Source organism: Rahnella sp. CJA17(1/100), from assembly GCF_963881615.1.
Lineage (GTDB): Bacteria > Pseudomonadota > Gammaproteobacteria > Enterobacterales > Enterobacteriaceae > Rahnella > Rahnella aceris.
This window is the reverse complement of the sequence record NZ_CAWOJA010000044.1, coordinates 108,989-132,791: the sequence shown is the minus strand read 5'-3', so window position 1 is coordinate 132,791 and position 23,803 is coordinate 108,989. Positions and strand designations below refer to the sequence as shown.

At 53.3% G+C, this 23,803-nt stretch carries 24 protein-coding genes and 1 riboswitch; of the genes, 7 read left to right on the top strand and 17 right to left on the bottom strand.

Features of this window, described 5'->3' with window-relative positions:
- Positions 1-9: 9 nt before the first annotated feature.
- Complete coding sequence (gene phnC / locus AACU55_RS17465) at positions 10-846, bottom strand: phosphonate ABC transporter ATP-binding protein (protein WP_037037171.1); 837 nt, start codon at positions 844-846, stop codon at positions 10-12.
- A 206-nt stretch (positions 847-1,052) separates the two neighbouring features.
- On the opposite strand from phnC, the gene dld reads away from it, so the two are divergent.
- Positions 1,053-2,744, top strand: a complete 1,692-nt coding sequence (dld, locus tag AACU55_RS17460; protein ID WP_037037169.1) for a D-lactate dehydrogenase — start codon at positions 1,053-1,055, stop codon at positions 2,742-2,744.
- A gap of 139 nt (positions 2,745-2,883) precedes the next feature.
- Here dld and AACU55_RS17455 read toward each other — a convergent pair whose 3' ends face one another.
- Positions 2,884-3,474 carry a Yip1 family protein gene (locus AACU55_RS17455; protein WP_013576364.1) on the bottom strand — a complete coding sequence of 197 codons (591 nt, stop codon included), beginning with the start codon at positions 3,472-3,474 and terminating at the stop codon, positions 2,884-2,886.
- A 177-nt stretch (positions 3,475-3,651) separates the two neighbouring features.
- On the bottom strand, positions 3,652-4,290 hold the full coding sequence (locus AACU55_RS17450) for a hypothetical protein (protein ID WP_134705831.1): 639 nt from the start codon (positions 4,288-4,290) through the stop codon (positions 3,652-3,654).
- 369 nt (positions 4,291-4,659) lie between these two features.
- On the opposite strand from AACU55_RS17450, the gene AACU55_RS17445 reads away from it, so the two are divergent.
- Together AACU55_RS17445 and AACU55_RS25770 are read left to right on the top strand one after the other, a co-directional pair.
- Positions 4,660-5,289: a hypothetical protein gene (locus tag AACU55_RS17445; protein WP_013576366.1), complete on the top strand. Its 630-nt coding sequence runs from the start codon at positions 4,660-4,662 to the stop codon at positions 5,287-5,289.
- Between the two features lie 108 nt (positions 5,290-5,397).
- Positions 5,398-5,481: a membrane protein gene (locus AACU55_RS25770; RefSeq protein ID WP_019105993.1), complete on the top strand. Its 84-nt coding sequence runs from the start codon at positions 5,398-5,400 to the stop codon at positions 5,479-5,481.
- Positions 5,482-5,550: 69 nt separating this feature from the next.
- On the opposite strand, the gene pbpG is transcribed toward AACU55_RS25770, so the two are convergent.
- The 3 genes from pbpG to AACU55_RS17430 form a co-directional block, all read right to left on the bottom strand.
- Positions 5,551-6,489: a D-alanyl-D-alanine endopeptidase gene (pbpG, locus tag AACU55_RS17440; protein WP_015690223.1), complete on the bottom strand. Its 939-nt coding sequence runs from the start codon at positions 6,487-6,489 to the stop codon at positions 5,551-5,553.
- A 227-nt stretch (positions 6,490-6,716) separates the two neighbouring features.
- Complete coding sequence (gene dusC / locus AACU55_RS17435) at positions 6,717-7,649, bottom strand: tRNA dihydrouridine(16) synthase DusC (protein ID WP_013576368.1); 933 nt, start codon at positions 7,647-7,649, stop codon at positions 6,717-6,719.
- 58 nt (positions 7,650-7,707) lie between these two features.
- Positions 7,708-9,153, bottom strand: a complete 1,446-nt coding sequence (locus AACU55_RS17430; protein WP_112151651.1) for an MFS transporter — start codon at positions 9,151-9,153, stop codon at positions 7,708-7,710.
- A gap of 121 nt (positions 9,154-9,274) precedes the next feature.
- Between AACU55_RS17430 and AACU55_RS17425 the strand changes: the two genes are divergently transcribed.
- Positions 9,275-9,922 (top strand): helix-turn-helix transcriptional regulator, encoded by a 648-nt coding sequence (locus AACU55_RS17425; RefSeq protein ID WP_134705830.1) that lies wholly within the window; start codon positions 9,275-9,277, stop codon positions 9,920-9,922.
- A 66-nt stretch (positions 9,923-9,988) separates the two neighbouring features.
- Here the strand turns inward: AACU55_RS17425 and rhlE are convergent, their stop codons facing one another.
- Positions 9,989-11,401 (bottom strand): ATP-dependent RNA helicase RhlE, encoded by a 1,413-nt coding sequence (gene rhlE / locus AACU55_RS17420; RefSeq protein WP_134705829.1) that lies wholly within the window; start codon positions 11,399-11,401, stop codon positions 9,989-9,991.
- Positions 11,402-11,778: 377 nt separating this feature from the next.
- Between rhlE and AACU55_RS17415 the strand changes: the two genes are divergently transcribed.
- Positions 11,779-12,981, top strand: a complete 1,203-nt coding sequence (locus AACU55_RS17415; RefSeq protein ID WP_013576372.1) for a multidrug efflux MFS transporter — start codon at positions 11,779-11,781, stop codon at positions 12,979-12,981.
- 210 nt (positions 12,982-13,191) lie between these two features.
- Here AACU55_RS17415 and AACU55_RS17410 read toward each other — a convergent pair whose 3' ends face one another.
- The 6 genes from AACU55_RS17410 to moaA form a co-directional block, all read right to left on the bottom strand.
- Positions 13,192-13,902, bottom strand: a complete 711-nt coding sequence (locus AACU55_RS17410; protein WP_013576373.1) for a Bax inhibitor-1/YccA family protein — start codon at positions 13,900-13,902, stop codon at positions 13,192-13,194.
- A 118-nt stretch (positions 13,903-14,020) separates the two neighbouring features.
- The gene (moaE, locus tag AACU55_RS17405; protein WP_015690227.1) at positions 14,021-14,473 is read right to left on the bottom strand and encodes a molybdopterin synthase catalytic subunit MoaE; all 453 of its coding nucleotides are present in this window, start codon (positions 14,471-14,473) and stop codon (positions 14,021-14,023) included.
- Between the two features lies 1 nt (position 14,474).
- Positions 14,475-14,720, bottom strand: a complete 246-nt coding sequence (gene moaD, locus AACU55_RS17400; RefSeq protein WP_013576375.1) for a molybdopterin synthase sulfur carrier subunit — start codon at positions 14,718-14,720, stop codon at positions 14,475-14,477.
- Positions 14,717-15,208 (bottom strand): cyclic pyranopterin monophosphate synthase MoaC, encoded by a 492-nt coding sequence (moaC, locus tag AACU55_RS17395; RefSeq protein WP_013576376.1) that lies wholly within the window; start codon positions 15,206-15,208, stop codon positions 14,717-14,719. The genes moaD and moaC overlap by 4 nt, the downstream gene beginning before the upstream one ends.
- 2 nt (positions 15,209-15,210) lie before the next feature.
- Positions 15,211-15,723, bottom strand: coding sequence for a molybdenum cofactor biosynthesis protein B (gene moaB, locus AACU55_RS17390; protein ID WP_013576377.1), 513 nt, complete (start codon positions 15,721-15,723; stop codon positions 15,211-15,213).
- 31 nt (positions 15,724-15,754) lie between these two features.
- Positions 15,755-16,741 carry a GTP 3',8-cyclase MoaA gene (moaA, locus tag AACU55_RS17385; protein ID WP_037037506.1) on the bottom strand — a complete coding sequence of 329 codons (987 nt, stop codon included), beginning with the start codon at positions 16,739-16,741 and terminating at the stop codon, positions 15,755-15,757.
- A riboswitch (molybdenum cofactor riboswitch) is annotated at positions 16,731-16,887 on the bottom strand. It overlaps the preceding gene by 11 nt.
- A gap of 263 nt (positions 16,888-17,150) precedes the next feature.
- On the opposite strand from moaA, the gene AACU55_RS17380 reads away from it, so the two are divergent.
- Positions 17,151-18,059, top strand: a complete 909-nt coding sequence (locus AACU55_RS17380) for a gluconeogenesis factor YvcK family protein (protein WP_037037160.1) — start codon at positions 17,151-17,153, stop codon at positions 18,057-18,059.
- A 64-nt stretch (positions 18,060-18,123) separates the two neighbouring features.
- On the opposite strand, the gene AACU55_RS17375 is transcribed toward AACU55_RS17380, so the two are convergent.
- From AACU55_RS17375 to uvrB, 3 genes are all read right to left on the bottom strand, one after another.
- Entirely contained in the window at positions 18,124-18,648 is a 525-nt protein-coding gene (locus AACU55_RS17375; RefSeq protein WP_134705828.1) for an isochorismatase family protein, read from the bottom strand.
- 40 nt (positions 18,649-18,688) lie between these two features.
- The gene (locus tag AACU55_RS17370) at positions 18,689-19,057 is read right to left on the bottom strand and encodes a VF530 family protein (protein WP_037037158.1); all 369 of its coding nucleotides are present in this window, start codon (positions 19,055-19,057) and stop codon (positions 18,689-18,691) included.
- A gap of 66 nt (positions 19,058-19,123) precedes the next feature.
- Entirely contained in the window at positions 19,124-21,130 is a 2,007-nt protein-coding gene (gene uvrB / locus AACU55_RS17365; RefSeq protein ID WP_013576382.1) for an excinuclease ABC subunit UvrB, read from the bottom strand.
- Positions 21,131-22,286: 1,156 nt separating this feature from the next.
- Between uvrB and AACU55_RS17360 the strand changes: the two genes are divergently transcribed.
- Positions 22,287-22,997 carry an ABC transporter ATP-binding protein gene (locus AACU55_RS17360; RefSeq protein WP_013576383.1) on the top strand — a complete coding sequence of 237 codons (711 nt, stop codon included), beginning with the start codon at positions 22,287-22,289 and terminating at the stop codon, positions 22,995-22,997.
- Positions 22,998-23,001: 4 nt separating this feature from the next.
- Here the strand turns inward: AACU55_RS17360 and bioD are convergent, their stop codons facing one another.
- The gene (gene bioD, locus AACU55_RS17355; RefSeq protein ID WP_134705827.1) at positions 23,002-23,682 is read right to left on the bottom strand and encodes a dethiobiotin synthase; all 681 of its coding nucleotides are present in this window, start codon (positions 23,680-23,682) and stop codon (positions 23,002-23,004) included.
- Positions 23,683-23,803: the final 121 nt, after the last annotated feature.

Sequence of the window (23,803 nt, the reverse complement as noted above, 5' to 3'; positions counted from 1 at the left end):
CGTTATTGTTTAACTGTTTATCGCTTCGTGTTCTTCACCGTATAACTGGTGCAAAATGCCTTCAGTTAACTGGTCCGGATGGCCGTCGAAAATAATCTGCCCTTTCGCGATGCCGATAACACGGGTGCAATAATCTTTCACCAACTCGACCGAGTGCAGGTTGACCATCACGGCGATATTCTCTTCGCTGACTTTTTTCAGCGCATTCATGATGCGCAGGGTATTTTTCGGATCCAGTGACGCCACCGGTTCATCGGCCAGCAGAATTTTCGGGTTCTGCATCAGCGCGCGACAAATCGCCACACGCTGCATCTGGCCGCCGGAAAGGTTTTCGGCACGCTGCAATGCATGCGGCAGCATGTGCAACCATTCAAGCAAAGAGATGGCGCGGGCGCGGTCTTCGTCATCGAACTGGTTAAAGAATGATTTGAACGTTGAGGTGTGGCTGAGACGCCCCAGTAACACATTTGTCAGGACATCCAGACGAGGCACCAGGCAGAAATCCTGAAAAATCATGCCACAGCCTGAACGCCAGCGACGCAATGCTTTGCCGGTAAGCCCGGCCAGTTCCTGCTGTTCACCATTTTCGTAATGGCATACTACGCTGCCATCTGTGAGCGGGATCGTGCCGTTAAGCACATGCAGCAAGGTGGATTTACCCGCGCCAGAACGGCCAATTACCGCCACGAACTCACCGGCGTGGAGATCAAAATTGATGTCATTCAGGACACGCTGACCCGATTTATAGGATTTCACCAGGCCTTTGACGTCCAGAACTTTGTTCAGATGCTGTGGCCCGGTCTGAGGATATTCAGCCTGTGCCAGCTTAAGATGAGCTTGCGCCATGATGCTGTCTCTCGGTTGCTTTGGTTATCTGGCGTTCATTAAGCGCGAGTTTTATGACACATCAATGACGATTTAATGGACAGCGCATGACAAAAATGCAACAGATTAAGTGAAATTACCTAACCCATATCCCGAATGACGTTTAACTTAACAAGTATCATTTAAGTCTATGATTAGATGGCATCCCATCAAAAAAGGAAGATGAAATGGATAATCAGTCACTCATCGCCACGCTGAAAGAGATTGCCGGCAGCCGCCACGTTTTAACCGGCGACAGCAACACCGAACGCTACCGCAAAGGGTTTCGCTCCGGTGGCGGCAAAGCGCTGGCGGTCGTATTTCCACAAACGCTGCTGCAACAGTGGCAACTGCTCAAAACCTGCATCGCCGCCGACAAGATTGTCATTATGCAGGCCGCCAATACCGGGCTGACCGAAGGTTCGACGCCCAGCGGCGACGACTATGACCGCGACATTGTTATTTTCAGCACCCTGAAACTGGACACGATCCAGTTACTTGACGGCGGTCATCAGGTGATCGGCTTTCCCGGCAGCACCCTGTATAAGCTGGAAAAAATCCTCAAGCCCTACAACCGCGAACCGCATTCAGTGATTGGCTCGTCCTGCATCGGCGCATCGGTGGTCGGCGGGATCTGTAATAATTCTGGCGGATCGCTGGTGAAACGCGGCCCGGCGTATACCGAAATGGCGCTCTATGCACAAATCGATGCACAAGGTGAATTGCGGCTGATTAACCATCTGGGCATTAATCTTGGTGAAACGCCGGAAGAAATCCTGACTCGTCTGGAAAAAGGCGATTATCTGGAAACCGATATCCAGCATGATCAGCGTCTGGCGTCGGATCACGATTATGCCTCACGTGTCCGCGAAGTGGATGCTGATACGCCGTCGCGTTTCAACGCGGATGAGCGACGTTTATTTGAAGCTTCAGGTTGTGCGGGCAAGCTGGCGGTTTTCGCCGTGCGGCTCGATACGTTTCCGGCAGAAACGCAGCAGCAGGTTTTCTACATCGGCACCAATGACACGGCGGTGCTGACAGAATTACGCCGCCAGATCCTGCGTGACTTCGCTAACCTTCCGGTGGCAGGGGAATACATGCACCGGGATATTTTCGATATCACCGAAGTCTATGGCAAAGACACTTTCCTGATGATCGACAAACTTGGCACCGACAAAATGCCGGACATGTTTACTGCCAAAGGAAAGTTCGATGCACACGCCAGTAAGGTCCCTTTCCTGCCCAAACATTTCAGCGACCGCGTGATGCAGTGTCTGAGCAAAGCCCTGCCGAATCATCTGCCACCGCGTATGAAGCAGTATCGTGACCGGTTTGAACATCACTTACTGCTGAAAATGTCCGGCCCCGGTATTGACGAAGCCCGAACCTTTTTGACACGTTTCTTTAGTGATGGTCAGGGTGATTTCTTTATCTGTTCCGCCGACGAAGGCAAGAAAGCCTTCCTGCATCGCTTTGCCGCCGCCGGTGCCGCCGTGCGGTATCACGCGGTACATGAAAAAGAAGTGGAAGATATTCTGGCGCTGGATATCGCACTGCGCCGCAATGACCGCGACTGGTTCGAGACATTGCCGGAAGATATCGACAATCAACTGGTAGCAAAACTGTATTACGGCCATTTCATGTGCCACGTTTTCCATCAGGATTACATCGTCAAAAAAGGCGCAAACAGCAAGGCGCTGAAACACAGGATGTTAGAACTGCTCGACGCCAAAGGCGCGGAATATCCCGCCGAACATAACGTCGGCCATTTGTATCTGGCAAAACCACATTTGAAAGAATTCTACCGGCAGGCAGACCCGACCAACACCTTCAATCCGGGTATCGGGAAAACCAGTAAGATGAAGAACTGGCAGGAATAATGTCCTTCAAAAGAGGAATGGCGTAGTCGGCGCAGGCAGTTTGTTCCCAGACAGCGCGGAGGACCCGGAGCGTACATAAAGTACGTGAGGAGTCCGAGCACTGCCCGGGGGCAAAATGGCAAGTAAGATAGCCATTAAGTTAAAATAACTGTGTTCCGTAACCCCACATAATTACCGTCAGAGCCAGAAGCAGCTCTAATACCAGAACGCCCATTGCCAGTGTTGAACTGGAGAACAGGAACCCTTCGCGACGGTCGATATTGAGGAAGTTAGGAATGCCGAGATACAACAGGTATCCGCTGTAACACAGGCCGATCAGCCCGACAAACAGGCATAACCAGACCATCGGATACAGTGCTACGACCCCGCTGAGGAACATGGGTGTGGCCACGTAGCCGGCAAAGACGATACAGTTGTTGAGTGTCGGGCGGCTGTCATAGCGACGCGCCATTCCGTAGATAATCCGCCCCATCAGTGCGACAGCAGCGAGCATCAGAACATAGAAAATGACGGCGATATAAGACGCGGTAAACATGGAAACCATCAGCTTCTCGCCATCACCGAAGTTCCAGCCAAGTTGTGTTGTTCCGATGAAAGAACAGACAACCGGGATGAGCGCCATTAAAAGAACATGGTGGGAATACACATGTGAAACGGTTTCCCGCTCACGCTGGATTTGTTGCAATTCGGGACCCGGATTGGATATCAGTCCCCAGACATGATTAGCCATGAAACACCCCCTTGTACGCCGAAAGCCGCCAGCAGCGCGCAGTGATAAACCTTCGGGATTGCCCGTCAGACAGGGGCATAAAGAAGGTGGCGACCTGTCTATATTATAGTCGCTCTTGCCAGCTTTGCTGATACGGCCAATTCAGCGTAATGGGAGATCAACCGTATCAGGTCGCCGTTAGTGAATATAGCGTGCAGCCGTAAACGTCACGCCAACCAGTACCAGCATCATGCTGACAATCCATCGGGTCTGTTTAATCATGAGATCGTAAAACATTGCCTGCATTGCACTCAGTGAAGCTTCAATCTTCACAAAGCGTTCATCTACTTTTTCAAAGCGCTGGTCGATCTTCTCAAATCGTTGATCTATTTTGTCAAAGCGCTCATCTACACGATCAAACTGTTTATCTACCTGTTCAAACTGTTTATCTATCCTCACCAGATGATCGTCAATTCTCAGCAGGTGCCCGTCGATGCGCGCGATGCTCTGTTCGGTTTTACCGACACGATCCCCGATATCTGTCACCGCTTCAGTGAGCGTGACCATCTGGTGCTCCAGTTTGCCGACACGAAGATTCGTCTCCGTGATCACTACCGTTAGCTGACTGACCTGCTGTTCCACCTTCCCTACCCGCAGATTCAGCCCGGCAATTTCCTCACCATTTTTGATTCCCTGCTTTTCAATATTGTTGATCTGGTTTTGCATGAGCTTTTCCATGAGCGATTTTCCTTTGTAATCTTCCGGCCAGGCAGGCGCGCCTGGAAAATAGAGCATCCTGTTGATCGGCGATAGATCCCGTCTGCTGAGCTGAAACATAGTTGTTGTCCCTCACATGAGCTTTCCCTGTTTAGAAATCCTTAATCTGGCCACAGTTTGCACTGGATAAATAACCACCTCAAATCAATTTCCTTCTCGATAAATACGCGATTGCTTATGTATCTATATATGATTGAGTTGCATTGCTTTAATGAATAAATATCAATGAAAATAACCTGTTACGGTGATCGTTAACAGGTCAAACTTAAGGAATTACGGACGGCCGCGGGTTATGGAAATCATAGCGTGCACCGGGGAAACCGGGCATTTTCCAGCCCGCATTAACTCATCAGTTTTTACAGGTAAAAAAGTCTGCGGTACGGTTAAAAAATCATTAACGTAGAGGCAGACACTTATCAGGAGAATTACATGCGCATTACCTGCTTACATACGGCCGACAGCAATATTGCGGTTTTCGAAAATACAGCTCACGAACTTGGGCTGGATCAGCATAAGTTTGTGCATGTTTCGCGGCCCGATTTACTGGCTGCAGCCGAAAAGGCGGGCGGGCTGACTGCAGAAATTCGTCAGCAAACGGCGGATGTGCTGCTGGCATTGAGTGAAAATGCCGATCGCGTTTTACTGACCTGTTCGACGCTGGGTTCTGCCGCGACGCTTGCCAGCGAAAGTGCCGCGGTGCCGGTGTTGCGTGTCGATCAGACGCTGGCGGAACAGGCCATGAAAACAGCGGGCAGTGTGGTCGCACTCTGTGCGGTCGAAACGACCCTGGAGCCGACGCGGCAGTTGTTCGCGCAGGTGGAAAAACATCCGCAGGCGCAGTTTGAAATCCATCTGGTGGCGGGCGCATGGGAAAAGTTTAAGCAGGGGGATCTGGCAGGATATTTACAGGCTATCGCAGCGGCGGCTGATGTGGAATACAGGCGAGGCGCAGCCTGCGTGGTGCTGGCTCAGGCTTCGATGACCGGTGCGGCACAACTGACCCAAATGGGCAAACCGCTTACCAGCCCGGAATGTGGTCTGCGCGCGGCACTGGCCTGAAATTAGCAAGCACACAGCAAAAATGCAGGCAGAAGCTATACTGATAAGGAATATCATTGGCTTAGCCGGATGGCCGATGACGACTGAAGGTTATGTTAAGGAGAAAACATGAAAATTATTCTGTGGATCATCGCCATCATCTTTATCGTCGGCTTACTGACCCTGACAGGGGTGTTTAAACTGATTTTCTGACCACGTTGTCTGTCCCTGCAAAACAAAAAGTCCGGCATCTGGCCGGACTTTTTCATTTCAATCATCTGCTCAATCATCCGCCTCTTCGACGGAAGGCTGCGTTTTCTGCTGCTCTTTCTGCTTACGGTAGTTTTTGGCAATCTGTGGAACAGGCACTGCTTTGCCGGTTTCCATCCAGGTGCGCAGGCGGTTAGCATCGGCAAAGGCCGTAAATTTCCCGAAGGCATCCATCACGACCAGCGTAACGGGCTTGCCGTTAATGGTGGTACGCATCGCCAGGCAATGGCCAGCTTCATCGGTGTAACCGGTTTTGGTCAGCTGGATATTCCACGACGGGTTCATGATCAGATGGTTGGTATTACGGAACGGCAATGCATACGCCGGATGGCTGAAGACAGCCGTTTTTTCAGCAGTCGTACTTAGCTGACCGATCAGCGGATAGCGCTGTGAAGCCAGCAGCAGCCGTGTTAAATCACGCGCGGTGGAGACGTTGCGTGGCGACAAACCGGTCGGTTCAGCATAATGCGTATGGGTCATGCCCAGCGATTTCGCCTTCGCATTCATAGCATTGATAAATGCAGAATAACCGCCCGGATAATGTGCCGCGAGACTGGCCGCAGCCCGGTTTTCTGAGGACATCAGCGCCAGTTGGATCATCTGACGACGGGTAATTTCACTGTTCAGTTTCACGCGGGAGAACACGCCACGCATTTCAGGTGTATTACTGATATCGATATTGATCACTTCGTCGAGTGGCAGATTCGCATCGAGCGTCACCATCGCGGTCATCAGTTTGGTCAGGGAGGCAATCGGCCTCACCTCATCCGGATTTCGGGAATAAATCACTTCGTGGCTTTTCAGATCCACCACCATGGCACTGCCGGAAGCAATTTGAACGATCGGGGCGACGGCCGGCTCATGCTTTGCAGCGGTGGCGGCAGGGGCAGACAACATGCCTGTATTTAAGGCTAATAAGCTCAGAACCAAAAGACGGATTTTCACATGCATTGCTCTGTATTTAGAAAGTTGTCATTAAGATATGTCGTAACAGCGGGCGGAATTATAAGTGAGGCGAAAAGTCTTAGCACCCGCAATTTTCAATTCTATTTGTCACAAAGTCTGTCACCACCACCCACAGACCGTGGAACGACGAGTAAGTGAACACTTGCGTAAGAATGCACTGAAAAAATAAAGGGACGCTCAGAAAGCGTCCCTTCGAAATACACAGGTGAATATTATTGATTGTCGATCAGATAACCAATTTCCTTCGACGTCTTCAGCACGCGCACTTCAGTAAATAACTCTGTCGCCTCTTCGTACTCTTTACGCAAATAACTCAGCCACTGTTTGATGCGCGCAACGTGATACAAACCGGTATCGCCCTGCTTTTCCAGACGGGTGTATTTCTGCAACAACGTTATTACCTCCGGCCACGGCATACGCGGTTCGTTGTACTTAACCACACGGCTGAGATTCGGAATATTCAGCGCACCGCGCCCGAGCATCACGGCATCACAACCGGTGGTGTGCAGACACGCCTGGCCGCTTTCGTAATCCCAGATTTCACCGTTGGCGATCACCGGAATACTCAGGCGTTGACGGATTTCGCCAATCGCAGCCCAGTTAATACGTTCCGGCTTGTAGCCGTCTTCTTTGGTACGCCCGTGCACCGTCAGTTCCGTTGCACCCGCCTGCTGCACGGCATCTGCAATTTCAAAACTGTGTTCCAGCGAATCCCAGCCGAGACGCACTTTGACAGTCACCGGTAAGTGAGCCGGCACCGCTTCACGCATGGCTTTGGCGCCCTGATAAATCAGCTCAGGATCTTTGAGTAACGTTGCTCCACCGCCACTGCCGTTAACCAGTTTGGACGGACAACCGCAGTTGAGATCGACACCGTAAGAGCCCAGTTCCACCGCACGGGCGGCGTTTTCGGCCAGCCATTGCGGATACTGACCGAGTAGCTGAACGCGCACTAACGTGCCCGAAGGCGTGCGGCTGGCATGATGTAATTCAGGACACAAGCGATAGAAGGATTTGGCGGGAAGCAGCTGATCCACCACGCGCAAAAACTCGGTGATGCACAAATCGTAGTCGTTTACTTCTGTGAGAAGTTCACGAACCAGAGGATCAAGCACACCTTCCATCGGAGCCAGTAATACGCGCATCACAGTTCACCCCTTAAAAATGACGCGCAAGATTACCGCAAGGCCCGCCGCCGGGCAATTACCCCTGAGACAAATCGCCGCTTAATGAGGTTTTCGCCCTGCCCTGCAAGCGTCGGACTCTGACGGAGCGCCAGGCAATCCACACCGCCAGAAGCGCAGGCACCGCAAACAGCAGGAACATCCAGAATGCCGCGCTGGCTGCACCGCTATCCCCCTTATCAACACCCGCAAAGTTAGCCACCGTTCCGGCTAACGCCGCGCCAAGCGCCGCCGCAAAAGATTGCACCACGGTTATCGACGCACCGGCTTTTTCGCGATCCTCTTCCGGTGCCTGTTGCAGAACGCGGGTCAGCAAATGCGGCCAGCCGAGGCCAATCCCAAAACCGGCCAGCGTCAGCCCGAGCACCACGCCACTGATATTCAGCCACGGCAGGCCGAAAGCGACCGGTACGGTGAACAACAGTAAAAGCAAACCGGCAGCCAGGATCAGTGGCCCGCAGATAATCGCGCCATCCGCGCGACGGCCTGTCCAGCCGGAACTGGCCACTTCACTTAATGTCCAGCCCGCGGCCGCAGCGGCAGTGATGTATCCGGCAGCCAGCGGGGTCTGACCGTGTAAATGTTGCAGCAGATACGGCACAAACAGTTCGCAACCGAGGCCGATAATCAGCAACGTCATCACCAGATACAGGCCATAGAGCGGTGAGGAACGGCGTAAAGCGTTGCGCGGCAGCAGTCTGACATCCGCCGTAAATTCGCGGTGGCGCAAAATTAAAATCATCACCACCGCGACCACGAAACCGAGCAAGTTAATCAGCCCTGATGAAGACAGACTGCCCGCCGATACCACTAACACTGCGCCGGTCAGTAAGGCCAGTTGCATCAGTGGCAGCGGTTCGTCCGGCTGCCGGTCGTGCCGGGATTTTGGCAAAATCCGCCAGACCCACACCCCGAACAGCGACGTGACCGGCAACAGCAAACCAAACGCCCAGCGCCATGCGTGCAGTTCGGCGAAAATGCCCCCTACCGCCGGGCCGACCAGCGTGGCAATGCCCCACATCGCCGAAATCAGCGCCATGGCGCGCGGCCAGAGAGATTCTTTAAACAGGAGGTTGATCATCGCGTAGGAGAGTGCGAACAGGAATCCGCCCCCCAGCCCCTGCAGCGCCCGTCCGAGCAGCAGCACCGGCATATTCGGCGCGGCGGTACAAATGGCGGCACCGGCAATAAAAATAGCGGTCGCCATCAGATAGCTGCCACGCGGCCCGGCGGTGCGCATCAATCGTGCAGAAAGTGCTGAGCCGAGAATGGAACACACAACATACAGCGTAGTGTTCCAGGCATACCACGCCAGCCCGCCGATATCCTGCACAACGGAGGGTAAAATCGTGATGACGATGTAGCTGTTAGTCGCATAAAGCGCGACACCTGCGCTCAGGGTAATGGCACTGCCGCGGTTTTCGGCGCTGAATAAATCCGCCCATCCGTTCTGACTTCCCGACATTTTCTCTGCATCCCTTTGGTTTGTACTGTCCACGCATTGAAGCGTGCTGTGGTTATGATATGATTAAAACAAGAAATAACTTGGAATATTTTTTACGTAATCTAGAACCCGTCGAGGCAATATGTCAAGCAATGACCTGGAAAATAAAAATGACGTACGGCAAAGCGTCGCAGAGCGCTTACTGATGCTGCTGAAAACCCACGGGGAACTTCAGGCCAGCGATGCCGGCCATCTGCTGGGTACCACAGGTGAAGCCGCGCGCCAGCAGTTTGTGAAGCTGGCGAAGGAAGGACTGGTGGAAGCCAAATCTGTCTCACAGGGTGTCGGACGTCCGGCGCAGTTCTGGCAACTGACCGCCGCCGGTCATGCGCGATTTCCCGATGCCCACGCTGACCTCACCGTACAACTTTTGCAACTGATCCGCACCTCTCTGGGGGATTCTGCGCTGGATCAGCTCATCACCTCGCGGGAAAAAATCACGCAGGAACACTACCGCCAGGCGATGCTCGGGGCGGTGTCGATGGAAGACAAATTGCAAAGGCTGACGGATATCCGTACCCGTGAAGGCTATATGGCGGACTGGAAAATGCAGGAGGATGGCAGTTATCTGTTTGTCGAAAATCACTGCCCGATTTGCGCTGCCGCAGCCACCTGTCAGGGATTTTGCCGTGCGGAACGCGATGTATTCAGCGATGTGCTGAACGCCAGTGTCGAACGCACCGAACATATTTTGCAGGGTGCGCGCCGTTGTGCGTACGTGATTCGTTAGATTACCCGCGAAAAAAAACCGCCTTCAGTGAAGGCGGTTTGATTGCATTACAGGGGATCCGGAAACTTATTTGTTGCCGGTGCCTGCATTGCCGGTGCGTCGCTGGCCTGCATGGGCAGGACGCGAACGTGCCGGACGGTTCTCAGCTGAACCACGGTTTTCTGAACCCCGGTTTTCAGACGTACCGCTGCGCTGACCGTTACCGCCCTGACGCGGAGCGCCTGAACGTGGAGCACCCGTACGCGGTGCGCCAGGACGCTGGCCCTGACGTGGCGCGCCACGACCACCACCACCGCCGCTGCCCTGACGACCATTGATGATCGGCTCAGCTTTGATGCTCGGATCGGGCTCGTAACCTTCCAGTGCGATGCGAGGAATTTCACGTTTCAGCAGACGCTCGATATCACGCAGCAGTTTGTGTTCGTCCACACACACCAGAGAAATCGCTTCACCGGTGGCTTCCGCACGACCGGTACGGCCGATACGGTGAACGTAATCTTCCGGTACGTTTGGCAGCTCATAGTTCACCACGTGCGGCAACATATCGATATCCAGGCCACGTGCAGCGATGTCTGTTGCCACCAGAACACGGACGGAACCGGCTTTAAAATCAGCCAGTGCACGGGTACGTGCGCCCTGACTTTTGTTGCCGTGAATAGCAGCAGCCGTGATGCCATCTTTATTGAGTTGTTCGGCTAAATGGTTTGCACCATGTTTTGTCCGGTTGAACACCAGCACCTGTTTCCAGTCGCCTTCACCGATCATCTGAGACAGCAATTCTCTTTTGCGTTTCTTATCAACAAAATGAACGCTTTGTTCAATTTGCGCAGAAGCGGTGTTACGACGCGCGACTTCGACAGAGGCCGGGTTGGTCAGCAACTTGCTCGCCAGACCTTTAATCTCATCAGAGAACGTCGCGGAGAACAGCAGGTTCTGACGCTTGGCAGGCAGTTTTGCCAGCAGGCGACGGATATCGTGAATGAAGCCCATGTCCAGCATGCGGTCGGCTTCATCCAGCACCAGAATTTCAACCTGAGATAAATCAACAGCACGCTGATGTTCCAGATCCAGCAAACGACCCGGCGTTGCGATCAGCACATCCACACCACCGCGCAGTTTCATCATCTGCGGGTTGATGCTCACACCACCAAATACCACCAGAGAACGCAGGGTGAGGTATTTGCTGTAGGCCTGTACGTTTTCACCAATCTGCGCCGCCAGCTCACGGGTTGGGGTCAGGATCAGCGCACGAACCGGGCGACGTCCTTTGAATTGCGCGTTGGTATGGCTGAGCATATTGAGCAGCGGCAAGGTAAAACCAGCGGTTTTACCGGTACCGGTCTGCGCACTCGCCATCAGGTCACGCCCTTCCAGCACGACAGGAATAGCCTGACGCTGAATAGGCGTAGGTTCGCGATAGCCCTGTTCTTCAACAGCACGCAAAATTTCGGCACTTAAGCCGAGGGAATCAAATGACATATAAGGAAAAGCTCCAGTCCACTCTAACCCGAACGGGGTTCGGTGCAGTTTCAAGAGTGGATGATCAGACGAGGCAAATGAGGCATTACCACGAGGATTCGGCACAAACTGCAGTGCGCCAGTTGGGGCGATAGTAGCACAAAACGCCGCTCTGCGTGAAGTTATCTCCTTCTGGCCTGTAACTGATGGTTACAGCCGCAGACTCTGGTAACAGTTTCAGGCCGCATAATCTGCCGCGATAATCCGAAACTTTGACACAGGATAATCAATTATAAACCTGATGAATGGGTTCCCACTTTTTGCGTCCCACTTCACAGATTTGATTGCTATGCTTCTTTTCTCTCACTCCTCTGTCCATAAGGCTACATCGCTGCAACATGGAAACCTGGAAAGTAAATTTAATCTCCGTCTGGCTGGGTTGTTTTTTTACCGGCATGGCGATGAGTCAGATCCTGCCTTTTTTACCCCTTTATATCGAACAACTTGGCGTAACGTCTCACGAATCCCTGAGCCTGTGGTCAGGGCTGGTATTCAGCGGCACGTTCCTGGTTTCCGCCATCGTTGCGCCGTTGTGGGGCAGTCTGGCTGACCGCAAAGGCCGCAAACTGATGTTGCTGCGTGCCGCGCTGGGGATGGCGATTGTCATGATGTTGCAGGGGTTCGCCACCAACGTCTGGCAGCTTTTCATTCTGCGCACACTAATGGGCCTGACGTCCGGGTATATTCCCAACGCGATGGCGCTGGTCGCCTCGCAGGTCCCGCGCGATAAAAGTGGCTGGGCGCTCGGCACGCTGTCTACCGGTCAGGTATCCGGCGTGATTATCGGCCCGCTGCTCGGCGGCTTTATGGCTGACCATCTCGGCCTGCGCACGGTGTTTTTCGTCACCAGCGGCATGCTGTTTATCAGCTTTCTGATCACATTATTTTTGATTAAAGAACGCGTGGTGCCGGTCACCAAAGCCAACCGTCTGAGCGGCAAAGCCGTATTTACTACGCTGCCCTACCCGTGGCTGATTGTCAGCCTGTTCGTCACCACCATGATGATTCAGCTCGCCAACGGTTCCATCAGCCCGATCCTGACGCTATTTATCCGCGAACTGTCATCGGATACCAGCAATATCGCCTTTATCAGTGGCGTGATTGCCGCCGTACCGGGCGTTTCCGCGCTGATGGCCGCCCCGAAACTTGGCAAGCTCGGCGACCGCATTGGCGCGCATCGCATTCTGATTGCCGCGCTGGTTTTTTGCTTCATTCTGTTTTGCCTGATGGCACTGATTAATACGCCGACCCAGCTCGGGATCCTGCGTTTCATGCTCGGTTTCGGCGATGGCGCGCTGATGCCTGCGGTACAGGCGTTGCTGGTGAAATACAGCAGTGATCAGGTCACCGGCCGGATATTCGGTTACAACCAGTCTTTTATGTATCTCGGGAATGTGGTCGGGCCGCTGATTGGCTCAAGTGCCTCGGCACTGCTTGGCTTCCGCTGGGTGTTTATCGTCACGGCAATACTGGTGCTGTTCAATACGGTGCAGGTTTGGTGGAGTTTTCGGCAGGTGCCGACGGGGCGGGTCAGGTTTTGATTTGCTCCTCCCCCTGCGAAGGGGGAGCCCGGGAGGGGGTTTTAAGGGCTGACACCATTATCCCTGCACACTTCAGCTTTCATTTTTTGATCTTAATACCCCACCCCAACCCTCCCCTTCGCAAGGGAGGGAGCTAATAAACCTAACCTGTCAGCATAAAAAAAGGGACACTTCTCAGTGCCCCTCTCAAACGTTTGAAATCAAAAAACCTTACCGGCGGTTGCCGAAGATCCGCAACAACATCAGGAACAGGTTGATGAAATCGAGATACAAGGTCAGTGCGCCAACAATCGAGTATTTACGAAAGTTATCGCGGTCATCCGCTGACAACTGCGCACCCATATTTTTCAGCTTCTGCGTGTCATACGCCGTCAGACCGACGAAGATCAGCACACCGGCGTACGAAATGATGTTCGCGAGGCCGGAGCTTTTCAGCCACATGTTCACCAGTGATGCCAGCACCAGACCAATCAGCGCCATGAACAACATGCTGCCGATCCCGGTCAGGTCGCGCTTGGTCACGTAACCGTAGACACTCATTGCGCCGAACATACCGGCAGCGACGATGAACGTTCCGAAGATTGAATCGCCGGTGTAGACCAGAAAAATGCTGGAAAGCGTCAGACCGGTCAGTGCGGAATACAGCATAAACAGGCCGGTGGCGACCGTGCCGCTCAGGCGATTCACCATGCCGGAAATCACGAACACCAGCGCCAGTTGCGCGATGATCAAGCCGAAGAAAGTAATCTGGCTGGAGAAAACAAAGCTCATGATTTTTTCAGAGCCGGAAGCGTACCAGGCCACAAATGCGGTCAGCAGCAAACCACAGAACATCCAGCCATACACTTGCGCCATGTACGCCTGAATGCCGGTATTCGCGCGTTCAACAATTGAACCGTTACTGCGTGGATATCGATCCATGATGATTACCCTTTTGCATGGAGGATGAAAAATGAGGCCAAAACAGCCTCCCGATTTGTAAAGCGTATCACAGATAGAGAGAAAAGCATGGGAGGTCTGCGTGTGGTTGAGGCGCTATTTACCAGCGCGCCGCCGCCTCTTTATCACTGTCGCGGGCATCGACCCAGCGATCACCCTCTTCTGTGGCTTCACGCTTCCAGAACGGCGCGCGGGTTTTCAGATGATCCATAATGAATTCATTGGCTTCAAAAGCCATGCCGCGATGTGCGCTGGTCACGCCGACAAACACAATTTCATCGCCCGGATACATGGGTCCCACACGGTGATAAACCGAGACACGTTGCAGCGGCCAGCGGGTACGGGCTTCAGCAACAATCTCAGCCAGCGCTTTTTCGGTCATGCCCGGATAATGTTCCAGCGTTAAGGCGCTGACATGATTACCCAGATTATGATTACGCACTTTGCCGGTAAAGGTGACCACGGCACCGTCGGCGTCCGATTGCGCCAGCCAGTTGTACTCATCACCCACGCTGAATGGCGCGGCATCAACAACAATTTTCGTCTGATCCATCTCAGCCCCCGGTGACCGGCGGGAAGAACGCCACTTCATCGCCCGCACGCAGCGGATGCGCCATCGTGGTCAGCGTCTGGTTAACCGCCACCAGTAATTTCCCGGATTCCAGCGCCAGTGCCCAGCGGTCGCCGCGTCCGGTGAGCGAAGCGCGCAGCTCCTCCACCGTGGCGAAATCAGCAGGGAGTTGCAGACCGGAGGTGCCGGTCAGTTCGCGTACCTGCGCGAAGAACAGAATGTCGATCATACTTCCACCTTACCTTCCGCCTTAAAATCTCCTGATTTACCGCCGCTTTTCTCCAGCAGGCGGATCGGGCCAATCACCATATCTTTCTGCACGGCTTTGCACATGTCGTAGATAGTGAGGGCCGCCACAGAAGCCGCCGTCAGCGCTTCCATTTCCACGCCGGTTTTACCGCTCAGACGGCAGCGGGATTCGATGCGCACACGGTTATGTTCCGGCTGTGCTTGCAGATTCACTTCCACTTTGGTCAGCAGCAGCGGATGACACAATGGGATCAGATCCCAGGTTTTCTTCGCCGCCTGAATGCCAGCGATACGCGCCGTAGCAAACACATCACCTTTATGGTGATTACCGTTGATGATCATCGCCAGCGTGTCAGCGGCCATTTCAACAAAAGCTTCGGCACGGGCCTCGCGGACCGTTTCGGCTTTACCGGAAACATCCACCATGTGAGCGTCGCCGGACGCATTAATATGGGTCAGTTCAGACATACTTATTTCTTCAAATGTGGAGTGAAATTGCACGGCCCCTGACGGGCATCGAGCTGCGCTTCAATAATGTTGTCCCAGGCGGTCTGGCAGGCGCGGGTTGAACCGGGCATAGCGAAAATCACCGTCTGGTTGGCGATGCCGCCGATGGCGCGCGACTGAATCGTCGAGGTGCCGATATCTTCAAACGACACCATGCGAAACAGCTCGCCAAAACCTTCGATTTCACGGTCAAACAAAGGCTTCAGCGCTTCCGGCGTATTGTTGCCCGCGTTAAAACCCGTGCCACCGTTGACCAAAATCGCCTGAATCTTTTCATCCGCAATCCACGCAGATACAACAGCGCGGATGCTGTAAATGTTCTCTTTGACAATTTGCTGCGCGACGACATGATGGCCGCCTTCGGTCACCGCTTCTTTCAGGTAATGCCCGGACGTGTCTTCAGCGTCGGTTCGGCGGTCAGAAACCGTCATGATCGCGACAGATAAAGGCAAGAACTCTTTACTGGCTTTGCTCATCAGTTTGCTCCTTAAACGATCAGTACCGGATTTAACCGCCGATAAACGACAGATTCTGGGTAATTCCGGTATTGCCTTCATGCAGGAAGTGGGTTTGTTTTTTACGGCTGAGGCCGCCCTGAATGCGGTCCATCAAATCGTCCTGTTGCATGTCGTCGGCTAATAAATCCCGTAACGGAATGCCTTGCTCGCCGAACAGACACAAATGCAGATTGCCGAGGGCAGACACACGCAGCCGGTTGCAACTGGCGCAGAAGTCTTTTTCGTACGGCATGATCAGACCGATTTCACCCAGATAATCCGGATGACTGAAGACTTGCGCGGGGCCATCGCTGCGTGAGCGAAGTTGTAACTGCCAGCCCTGACGCACCAGTTGCTCGCGCAGCACTTCGCCGGACACGTGGTGTTTGCGGAACAAGTCGCCGCCGTCGCCGGTTTCCATCAGTTCAATGAAACGCAGCTGGATCGGACGGGTCTTTATCCAGTCGAGGAAGGTATTCAGGCTGGCGTGATTGACATCGCGCATCAGCACGGTATTGACTTTCACCTTGCTGAAACCGGCGTCAAAGGCCGCATCTATACCCGCCATAACGTCGCGGAATTTATCCTGGCCGGTGATGGCGTGAAACTGGCGGGCGTCAAGACTGTCAACGCTGACGTTGATGTTGGTCAGCCCCGCATCGCGCCATTTCGCAATATCACGTGCCATGCGGTAACCGTTGGTGGTGACTGCCAGCGTTTTGATGGAGGGGTTTTCGCGCACTGCGGCAATGATCTCGCAGAAATCGCGGCGCAGCGACGGCTCTCCACCGGTCAGGCGCACTTTTTCCGTTCCCAGACTGGCGAACGCGCGGCTGACCCGACGGATTTCATCGAGCGAGAGAAAGCTTTTATTGCTGTGTCCGTGCGGCTTGTAGCCATCCGGCAGACAATAGGTGCAACGGAAATTGCACACATCTGTGATCGACAGCCGCAAGTAATAAAACTTGCGGGCAAAAGCATCAGTAAGTTGAAGCACCTTAACACCTTTCCAGATACGGGAGATGCGGGCATTTCTGCCATGCACCCTGGTGACTTTCGTCACGGCCAGGGCTCCATATTGTTTCTGTGGGAACGACGTCAGAAAGGCAACTTAGGAACCAGGGCTAGGAGTTGATTCATGCCGTCCATAGCGGATCGAGAATGAATACGGGGGTAACAGGGGATATTCTAACGCCGCAAAGTCCTGAACGCCAAGATGGTTTTTCGTTATGCATTTTGATACATAACGATTTTTTACGAAAAAAGGCTGCATTTTCAACGCTGAAACTGCCCGGTTTTTAATGTCCTGAGAGTGGCGTGAAGGGATAACATCTTGTTGCAAAATTAGGTAAAATCCGCCGCAGAAAACGATGTAAACCCGCCGCTCCCCATTTGAAAGGAAAACCATGCGCAACCGAACATTAGCTGACCTCGACCGGGTGGTGGCATTAGGCGGAGGTCACGGGCTGGGCCGTGTGATGTCTTCACTCTCGCTGCTGGGTCCGCGCCTGACCGGCATTGTGACGACCACCGATAACGGCGGTTCGACTGGCCGTATCCGCCGTTCCGTTGGCGGCATTGCCTGGGGCGATATGCGCAATTGCCTGAATCAGCTGATCACCGAACCGAGTCTGGCGTCGGCGATGTTCGAATACCGTTTCAGCGGCCAGGGCGAGCTGGATGGCCATAATCTTGGCAATCTGATGCTGCGCGCGCTGGATCATCTCACCGTGCGCCCGCTCGAAGCGATCAATCTGGTACGAAGCCTGCTGAAAGTCGACGCAGAACTGATCCCGATGTCAGAACAGCCGGTCGATCTGGCGGCCATTGATGCCAATGGTGAACACGTCCACGGCGAAGTCAACGTCGATAAACTGGCACAAATTCCGCGCGAACTGCGGCTGGAACCCCAGGTGTCCACCACCCGTGAAGCGTTACAGGCCATTGCTGAGGCAAATCTGATCCTGATCGGGCCGGGGAGTTTCTTTACCAGCCTGATGCCGTTGTTACTGATGAATGATCTGACAACCGCGCTGCACCGCAGCCGGGCGCATATCGTGTATATCGGAAATCTGGGGAAGGAACTGAGTGTCGCCGCCGCGTCGCTGACGCTGGATGACAAACTGGATATGATCGAGAAACGCATCGGCCGCCGCGCTGATGCCGCGATTGTCGGGCCGAAAGTCAAAGTCGGCGGAAGCGCCACTGAACATCTGATTATTCAAAGCCCGCTCGAAGCCAGTGATGTGCCCTATCGTCATGACCGCGACATGTTGCGCATGGCGATTGAAGAGGCGCTGCAAAAAATGATCTGATTGATAAACATCAGGTATAAGAAAGGCCGCGCGATGCGGCCTTTTTTGCGTCCGAAAACTGAATTTACTGCCAGTCAGCCAGGATTTCCGCAGTGGTTTTTACCGTTACCGGATTTCCCGGCACAGATAACTCACGCCACACTTCATTATGCTGCCCGATCAGTTGCTGCGCCGTCGCGTGTGTGCGATCGCCGGTAGTGTGCGCATCTGACGCAACCGTCACGGCATAGCCTTTGCTGGCAGCGATTTTGATGGTGGTGTCTACGCAATAATCCGTTGCACAACCGCAAAGGGTAAAACGGGTCGCATTCAGTTCCTGCAGAACGTTATCGAGTGAAGTGCGGTAGAAGGAATCACAGGCGGTTTTAGTCACAGAAATCGCGCCTTCCGGCTGATGTAATTCCGGTAATATCTGCCAGAATTCGCTACCTTCGGTCATGTCACCCTCAGCGTGCTGAATGAAAATAACCCGCCCTGCCCGGTCAATCAGCTGATTAATGCGCTCAGCCCGTCCGCTGCGGTCATAACGCGGGGAAGCGAACACCCCGTTTTGCATATCCACCACGATAAGAACATGTTGCTCTGACACGATCCTTCCCCTCAAATGAACAGAATGAAATGCGCCTAAATTACTTTTTCACCAGCGGATGATTATTCCACGGGCTGTCGGCAGCCGGTTTGGCGGTGCTGACTTTTGGCTTTTGCGCAGCCTGTGCTGAGAGCGGTGTGCGGCGCTTGCTGCGGGTCATATCCGGGCGCAGATGACCTTCAATGAAATCCAGATACAGCGTTTCCACTTCCTTACGCGCCCACGGCGTGCGGCGCAGAAATTTCAGGCTGGATTTCACACTCGGGTCGCTTTTGAAGCAGTTGATATTCACCTGCGAGGCCAGCGCCGGCCAGCCAAAGTTATCCACCAGCGTTGTCAGCAGTTTTTCCAGCGTGACGCCGTGCAGCGGATCTTTCGCTGCGCCAGGGTTTTGTGGTGTATCAGTCATTGGCTCGCTCTTCGTTAAAATGTCTGGGTCATGATTTTTAAGCCGCGCAGTCTACCACCCTTCTCGTTACGAAATCGCAATAAACTGCTCACGCAGGGCATGCAACTCGTCGCGCGTGTTGGCCGCCTCTTCGAATTCCAGATTTTGCGCGTGCGCATACATCTTGCTTTCCAGCTCTTTGATGCGTTGCTCCAGCGCTTTCGGCGTAAGCGATTTGAAGGTTTGCGCCGCTTCGGCATCGCGTTTGTCTTTGTTCTTTTTGGTTTTCGGCTGACCGAGTTGCAGGATGTCGGAGATTTTCTTGTTCAGCCCCATTGGCGTGATGCCGTTTTCGAGGTTGTACGCTTCCTGTTTGGCGCGACGTCGTTCGGTTTCTTCAATGGCGCGGGCCATTGAATTGGTAATTTTATCACCGTACAGAATCGCTTTACCGTTGAGGTTACGCGCCGCACGGCCGATGGTCTGGATAAGCGAACGTTCAGAACGCAGGAAGCCTTCCTTGTCCGCATCGAGAATCGCCACCAGCGACACTTCCGGCATGTCCAGCCCTTCGCGCAGTAAGTTGATGCCGACCAGCACGTCAAATTCCCCCAGACGCAAATCGCGGATAATCTCCACACGCTCGACGGTATCGATATCAGAGTGCAGGTAACGCACCTTCTCGCCGTGTTCTTCCAGATACTCAGTCAGATCCTCGGCCATACGCTTGGTGAGCGTGGTGACCAGCACACGCTCGTTAATCGCCACACGCTTGCGGATTTCAGACAGCAGGTCATCAACCTGCGTGGTTACCGGTCGCACTTCGATGATCGGATCCAGCAAACCGGTCGGACGCACGACCTGATCGACCACATCGTCACCGGATTTCTCCAGCTCGTATTTGCCCGGCGTGGCCGAGACATAAATACTTTGCGGCGCCAGGGCTTCGAATTCCTCAAAGCGCATCGGGCGGTTATCCAGCGCTGAAGGCAGGCGGAAACCGTATTCCACCAGCGTTTCTTTACGCGAGCGGTCGCCTTTGTACATGCCGCCGATTTGCGGAATGGTGACGTGCGACTCATCGACAATCAGCAGGCCGTCAGCCGGTAAATAATCAAATAGCGTTGGCGGCGGCTCGCCCGGCCCGCGGCCAGACAGATAACGTGAGTAGTTTTCGATACCGGAGCAATAACCCAGCTCGTTCATCATTTCGAGATCAAACTGCGTACGCTGGCTGATGCGCTGTTCTTCCAGCAATTTGTTGTTGGCCAGCAACACTTTGCGGCGATCCGCCAGTTCGACTTTAATTTCTTCCATCGCCTGCACAATACGTTCGCGTGGCGTGACGTAGTGGGTTTTCGGGTAGATGGTGAAACGCGGCACTTCATGCTGCACCTGGCCTGTCAGCGGATCAAACAGCGAAAGGCGTTCAACTTCCTGATCAAATAACTCAATGCGCAGCGCCAGATCGTCCGATTCCGCCGGGAACACATCAATCACTTCGCCACGCACGCGGAAAGTACTGCGCTGGAAAGCCTGATCGTTGCGTGCATATTGCAGTTCCGCCAGACGACGCAGGATCGAACGCTGATCGATAATCATCCCTTTGGTCAGGTGAAGCATCATTTTCAGGTATAAGTCCGGGTCGCCCAGACCGTAAATCGCAGAAACAGAGGCCACCACAATGACATCGCGCCGTTCGAGCAGCGCTTTGGTAGCAGAAAGACGCATCTGCTCGATGTGTTCGTTCACCGAGGCGTCTTTTTCGATAAAGGTATCGGAGCTCGGAACATACGCCTCAGGCTGATAATAGTCATAGTAAGAGACGAAATATTCGACGGCGTTTTCCGGGAAGAACTCTTTCATCTCACCGTATAACTGTGCGGCCAGCGTTTTGTTGGGGGCAAGCACCATCGTCGGACGGTTCAGATCCGCAATCACATTCGCCACGGTAAAGGTTTTTCCTGAACCGGTTACCCCGAGCAATGTCTGGTGCGCCAGTCCGTTCTCCAGCCCTTCTTCCAGACGGCGTATCGCCTCAGGCTGGTCACCTGACGGTTTAAATTCGGAATGCAGTTTGAACTCTTTACTCATGACGGGCTACCTGACTGAAATGGGAATGCATAGGGCCGTGCGCGCTGAACGGGTGAACAGTTTGCGGAAAAATAGTATGAAAGACTTCGCGATTTTTGCCAGCCCTGATTTTACCTTCGCTATAATACTGTATATAAAACCAGCTTCCAATCGATAAAAAGTGTTGGCGTTTTAACGTGCTGTCGAGGCTGCACTTTTTTAGGATATGACGAATGAGAATTCTCACCATGAGATGACATTTTTTCCCAAAATCCGCATTCCCTCCATTTTCTGACCACAGGTTGACGAAGATTGACACAACTATGACGAACGAATTACGGCTGTATTGCTTTTAACTAACTCGTTGATTAAAAACAGTATCATTAAAAAGCTGCGAATACGGGCAAACTAAGCGGAACCCGCATGCTGACTCGTCTGTAGCAACTTTTCTCACTCTCATGCACAAGGTTATCCACAGGAATAGTGGATAAGTCCCAGCACGCCCCGCGCTGCGGGAGTTGGTAAAAAACTGAATTTTGCCTTCCGTGGGTCTGAAAGGTCTTTTTTAGTTATTTTTTATCTTTTTTATCTCCTTATTTATGCCTATTTTGCCTAAATTTCTGGGCTGATGTTTCTTGCAAAAACCAAAAGTGCATCTCACCAGAATTTTTTGCTCACGTTTGTCCATGTGTTTGCACCAAAAACAGTGAAGACGGCACTGGCAAAGTGCAGGTCACCGTGGACTACTCCTTATGGGGTAATCTCAAAAACCTCAGAAATGCTAATGAATAATCCGAAATCATCAGCGGCGCGCCTGTTAACACCCCTGTAACTTCTCTTTCCCTGGCCGTTTTTACAAACTTGGCCTGAGAGTTGCAACGTCTCTGCATGTGGAGGTTGCGACAGCCGGAACTGCTTTTTTCGCCCCGCCATAAAAAATGAGAATTCCCCTGCTTTCAGGCAGGAAAAATCATTTTTAGCGCAAGGAAATGCCCCTTAACCCCATTTATCACTGATTAAGGGGGATTTATCTGTAATTGATGCTGTCAGGTTAGCCGTCAACAAACGGAATTAAATTCTGCGTTGGGGCATTAACAGCGGAACATAAATGTCAGAAATATGACAGTGGCCGTCAAAATGAAGTTCAGCGGAAGGCTCCGTGCGGGAGGGAGGTCTGATGTTAAGTGTAAAATCAGTTAATCAGTATTATGGGCAAAAACATATTCTGTGGGATATCAATCTCGAACTGTACCGCGGTCAATGTACCTGCCTGATCGGGCGAAATGGCGTGGGAAAAACCACGCTGGTGAACTGCATCATGGGGCATCTTCCGGTGAAAAGCGGCGCCATCTCCTGGCAGTCGCGTGACGAAGAGCCGCAAAGTCTGCTGAATTTGCCGGTCGAAAGCCGCGCCCAAATGGGGATCGGTTATGTGCCACAGGGACGGCAGATTTTTTCGCAGATGAGCGTCGATGAAAACCTGCAAATCGCCATGATGGCCAGCCGGAATAAGACCCGTCGCGTGCCGGAAGAGGTGTATGACCTGTTTCCGACATTAAAGGAGATGGGGGCGCGCAAAGCCGGTGAGCTCGATGAAAGCCAGCAGCAGCAACTGGCAATCAGTCGTGCGCTGGTTCAGGAACCTGAATTACTGATTCTGGATGAACCGACCGAGCACACCAGCGCATCGATGGCGGCAAACATGGGCAATATCATTCACCGCCTGAACCGTGATCTCGGCCTGACATTGTTGCTGGTCGGTCATAAACTGCCGTTCATCCGCAGCGTTGCCGACCGGTTCTGCCTGGTCGACGGCGGACGCAACATCGCACAAGGCACACTGGCACAGCTTGACGATACATTAGTCAAAAATTATCTGACCGTCTGACGTCTCATGCCGTGAGACGGTTAAGATGAAGATACTGTCCCAAATTAACGTCAGTTCCGGCACTCAGGTACGGGATCTCGCCCAGCAAAGGCGCAGGCAGCATACGCGTGAGCGTATCCATGTATGCCTGATGATGCTTCCCCGTTTCCTGTACGTCGTTAGCTATCCAGCCCGCCAGATGCAACCCGCTTTGTGTGATGGCCTGCGCCGTCAGCACGGCGTGGTTAATGCAACCCAGCCGCATGCCTACCACTAACACTACCGGCAACTGCTCGGCGATAACCCAGTCAGCAAAGGTATAATCTGCCGTCAGCGGTGTGTACCAGCCGCCTGCGCCTTCCACCACCACCCAGTCCGCCAGCGGTTCGAGATGACGTAATCCGTCTGATAGCACCCGCGGATCAATCAGCCGTTTTTCCAGTTCGCTGACGATATGTGGCGAAGTCGGTTCGATAAAGGTGCAGGGGTTCACTTCGTCATAACGCAGCCCGACGGTGCTGTAAGCCTGTAACGCCAGCGCATCACTGTTGCGCGGGCCTTCGCCGGTCATTTCACTGCCGGATGCCACCGGTTTGTATCCGGCTGTTTTGTGTCCTGCCTGCGCGGCAGCCTGCAAAAAAGCGGTGGTCGCGACGGTTTTACCAACTTCAGTGTCGGTGCCGGTAATAAAGTATTTTTGTTTCATGATTTATTTTAATAAAAGCCTGGTGTTGGTTCTGGCTCCCTCCCCTGCGAAGGGGAGGGTTGGGGTGGGGTATTAATGGCAACTCTGACTTTCAAGTTGCCTGCAAAACCCCCTCCCAACC

What these genes read in the sequence shown, in the direction of transcription:
- AACU55_RS17445 (WP_013576366.1), top strand. Translation starts at nt 4,660, where the DNA reads ATGCGCATTACCTGCTTACATACGGCCGACAGCAATATTGCGGTTTTC.
- phnC (WP_037037171.1), bottom strand. Translation starts at nt 846, where the DNA reads ATGGCGCAAGCTCATCTTAAGCTGGCACAGGCTGAATATCCTCAGACC.
- AACU55_RS17450 (WP_134705831.1), bottom strand. Translation starts at nt 4,290, where the DNA reads ATGTTTCAGCTCAGCAGACGGGATCTATCGCCGATCAACAGGATGCTC.
- uvrB (WP_013576382.1), bottom strand. Translation starts at nt 21,130, where the DNA reads ATGAGTAAAGAGTTCAAACTGCATTCCGAATTTAAACCGTCAGGTGAC.
- AACU55_RS17425 (WP_134705830.1), top strand. Translation starts at nt 9,275, where the DNA reads ATGTCAAGCAATGACCTGGAAAATAAAAATGACGTACGGCAAAGCGTC.
- moaB (WP_013576377.1), bottom strand. Translation starts at nt 15,723, where the DNA reads ATGAGCAAAGCCAGTAAAGAGTTCTTGCCTTTATCTGTCGCGATCATG.
- rhlE (WP_134705829.1), bottom strand. Translation starts at nt 11,401, where the DNA reads ATGTCATTTGATTCCCTCGGCTTAAGTGCCGAAATTTTGCGTGCTGTT.
- dld (WP_037037169.1), top strand. Translation starts at nt 1,053, where the DNA reads ATGGATAATCAGTCACTCATCGCCACGCTGAAAGAGATTGCCGGCAGC.
- AACU55_RS17455 (WP_013576364.1), bottom strand. Translation starts at nt 3,474, where the DNA reads ATGGCTAATCATGTCTGGGGACTGATATCCAATCCGGGTCCCGAATTG.
- AACU55_RS17380 (WP_037037160.1), top strand. Translation starts at nt 17,151, where the DNA reads ATGCGCAACCGAACATTAGCTGACCTCGACCGGGTGGTGGCATTAGGC.
- dusC (WP_013576368.1), bottom strand. Translation starts at nt 7,649, where the DNA reads ATGCGCGTATTACTGGCTCCGATGGAAGGTGTGCTTGATCCTCTGGTT.
- AACU55_RS17360 (WP_013576383.1), top strand. Translation starts at nt 22,287, where the DNA reads ATGTTAAGTGTAAAATCAGTTAATCAGTATTATGGGCAAAAACATATT.
- AACU55_RS17410 (WP_013576373.1), bottom strand. Translation starts at nt 13,902, where the DNA reads ATGGATCGATATCCACGCAGTAACGGTTCAATTGTTGAACGCGCGAAT.
- AACU55_RS17370 (WP_037037158.1), bottom strand. Translation starts at nt 19,057, where the DNA reads ATGACTGATACACCACAAAACCCTGGCGCAGCGAAAGATCCGCTGCAC.
- moaD (WP_013576375.1), bottom strand. Translation starts at nt 14,720, where the DNA reads ATGATCGACATTCTGTTCTTCGCGCAGGTACGCGAACTGACCGGCACC.
- AACU55_RS17430 (WP_112151651.1), bottom strand. Translation starts at nt 9,153, where the DNA reads ATGTCGGGAAGTCAGAACGGATGGGCGGATTTATTCAGCGCCGAAAAC.
- pbpG (WP_015690223.1), bottom strand. Translation starts at nt 6,489, where the DNA reads ATGCATGTGAAAATCCGTCTTTTGGTTCTGAGCTTATTAGCCTTAAAT.
- bioD (WP_134705827.1), bottom strand. Translation starts at nt 23,682, where the DNA reads ATGAAACAAAAATACTTTATTACCGGCACCGACACTGAAGTTGGTAAA.
- moaC (WP_013576376.1), bottom strand. Translation starts at nt 15,208, where the DNA reads ATGTCTGAACTGACCCATATTAATGCGTCCGGCGACGCTCACATGGTG.
- AACU55_RS25770 (WP_019105993.1), top strand. Translation starts at nt 5,398, where the DNA reads ATGAAAATTATTCTGTGGATCATCGCCATCATCTTTATCGTCGGCTTA.
- AACU55_RS17415 (WP_013576372.1), top strand. Translation starts at nt 11,779, where the DNA reads ATGGAAACCTGGAAAGTAAATTTAATCTCCGTCTGGCTGGGTTGTTTT.
- moaE (WP_015690227.1), bottom strand. Translation starts at nt 14,473, where the DNA reads ATGGATCAGACGAAAATTGTTGTTGATGCCGCGCCATTCAGCGTGGGT.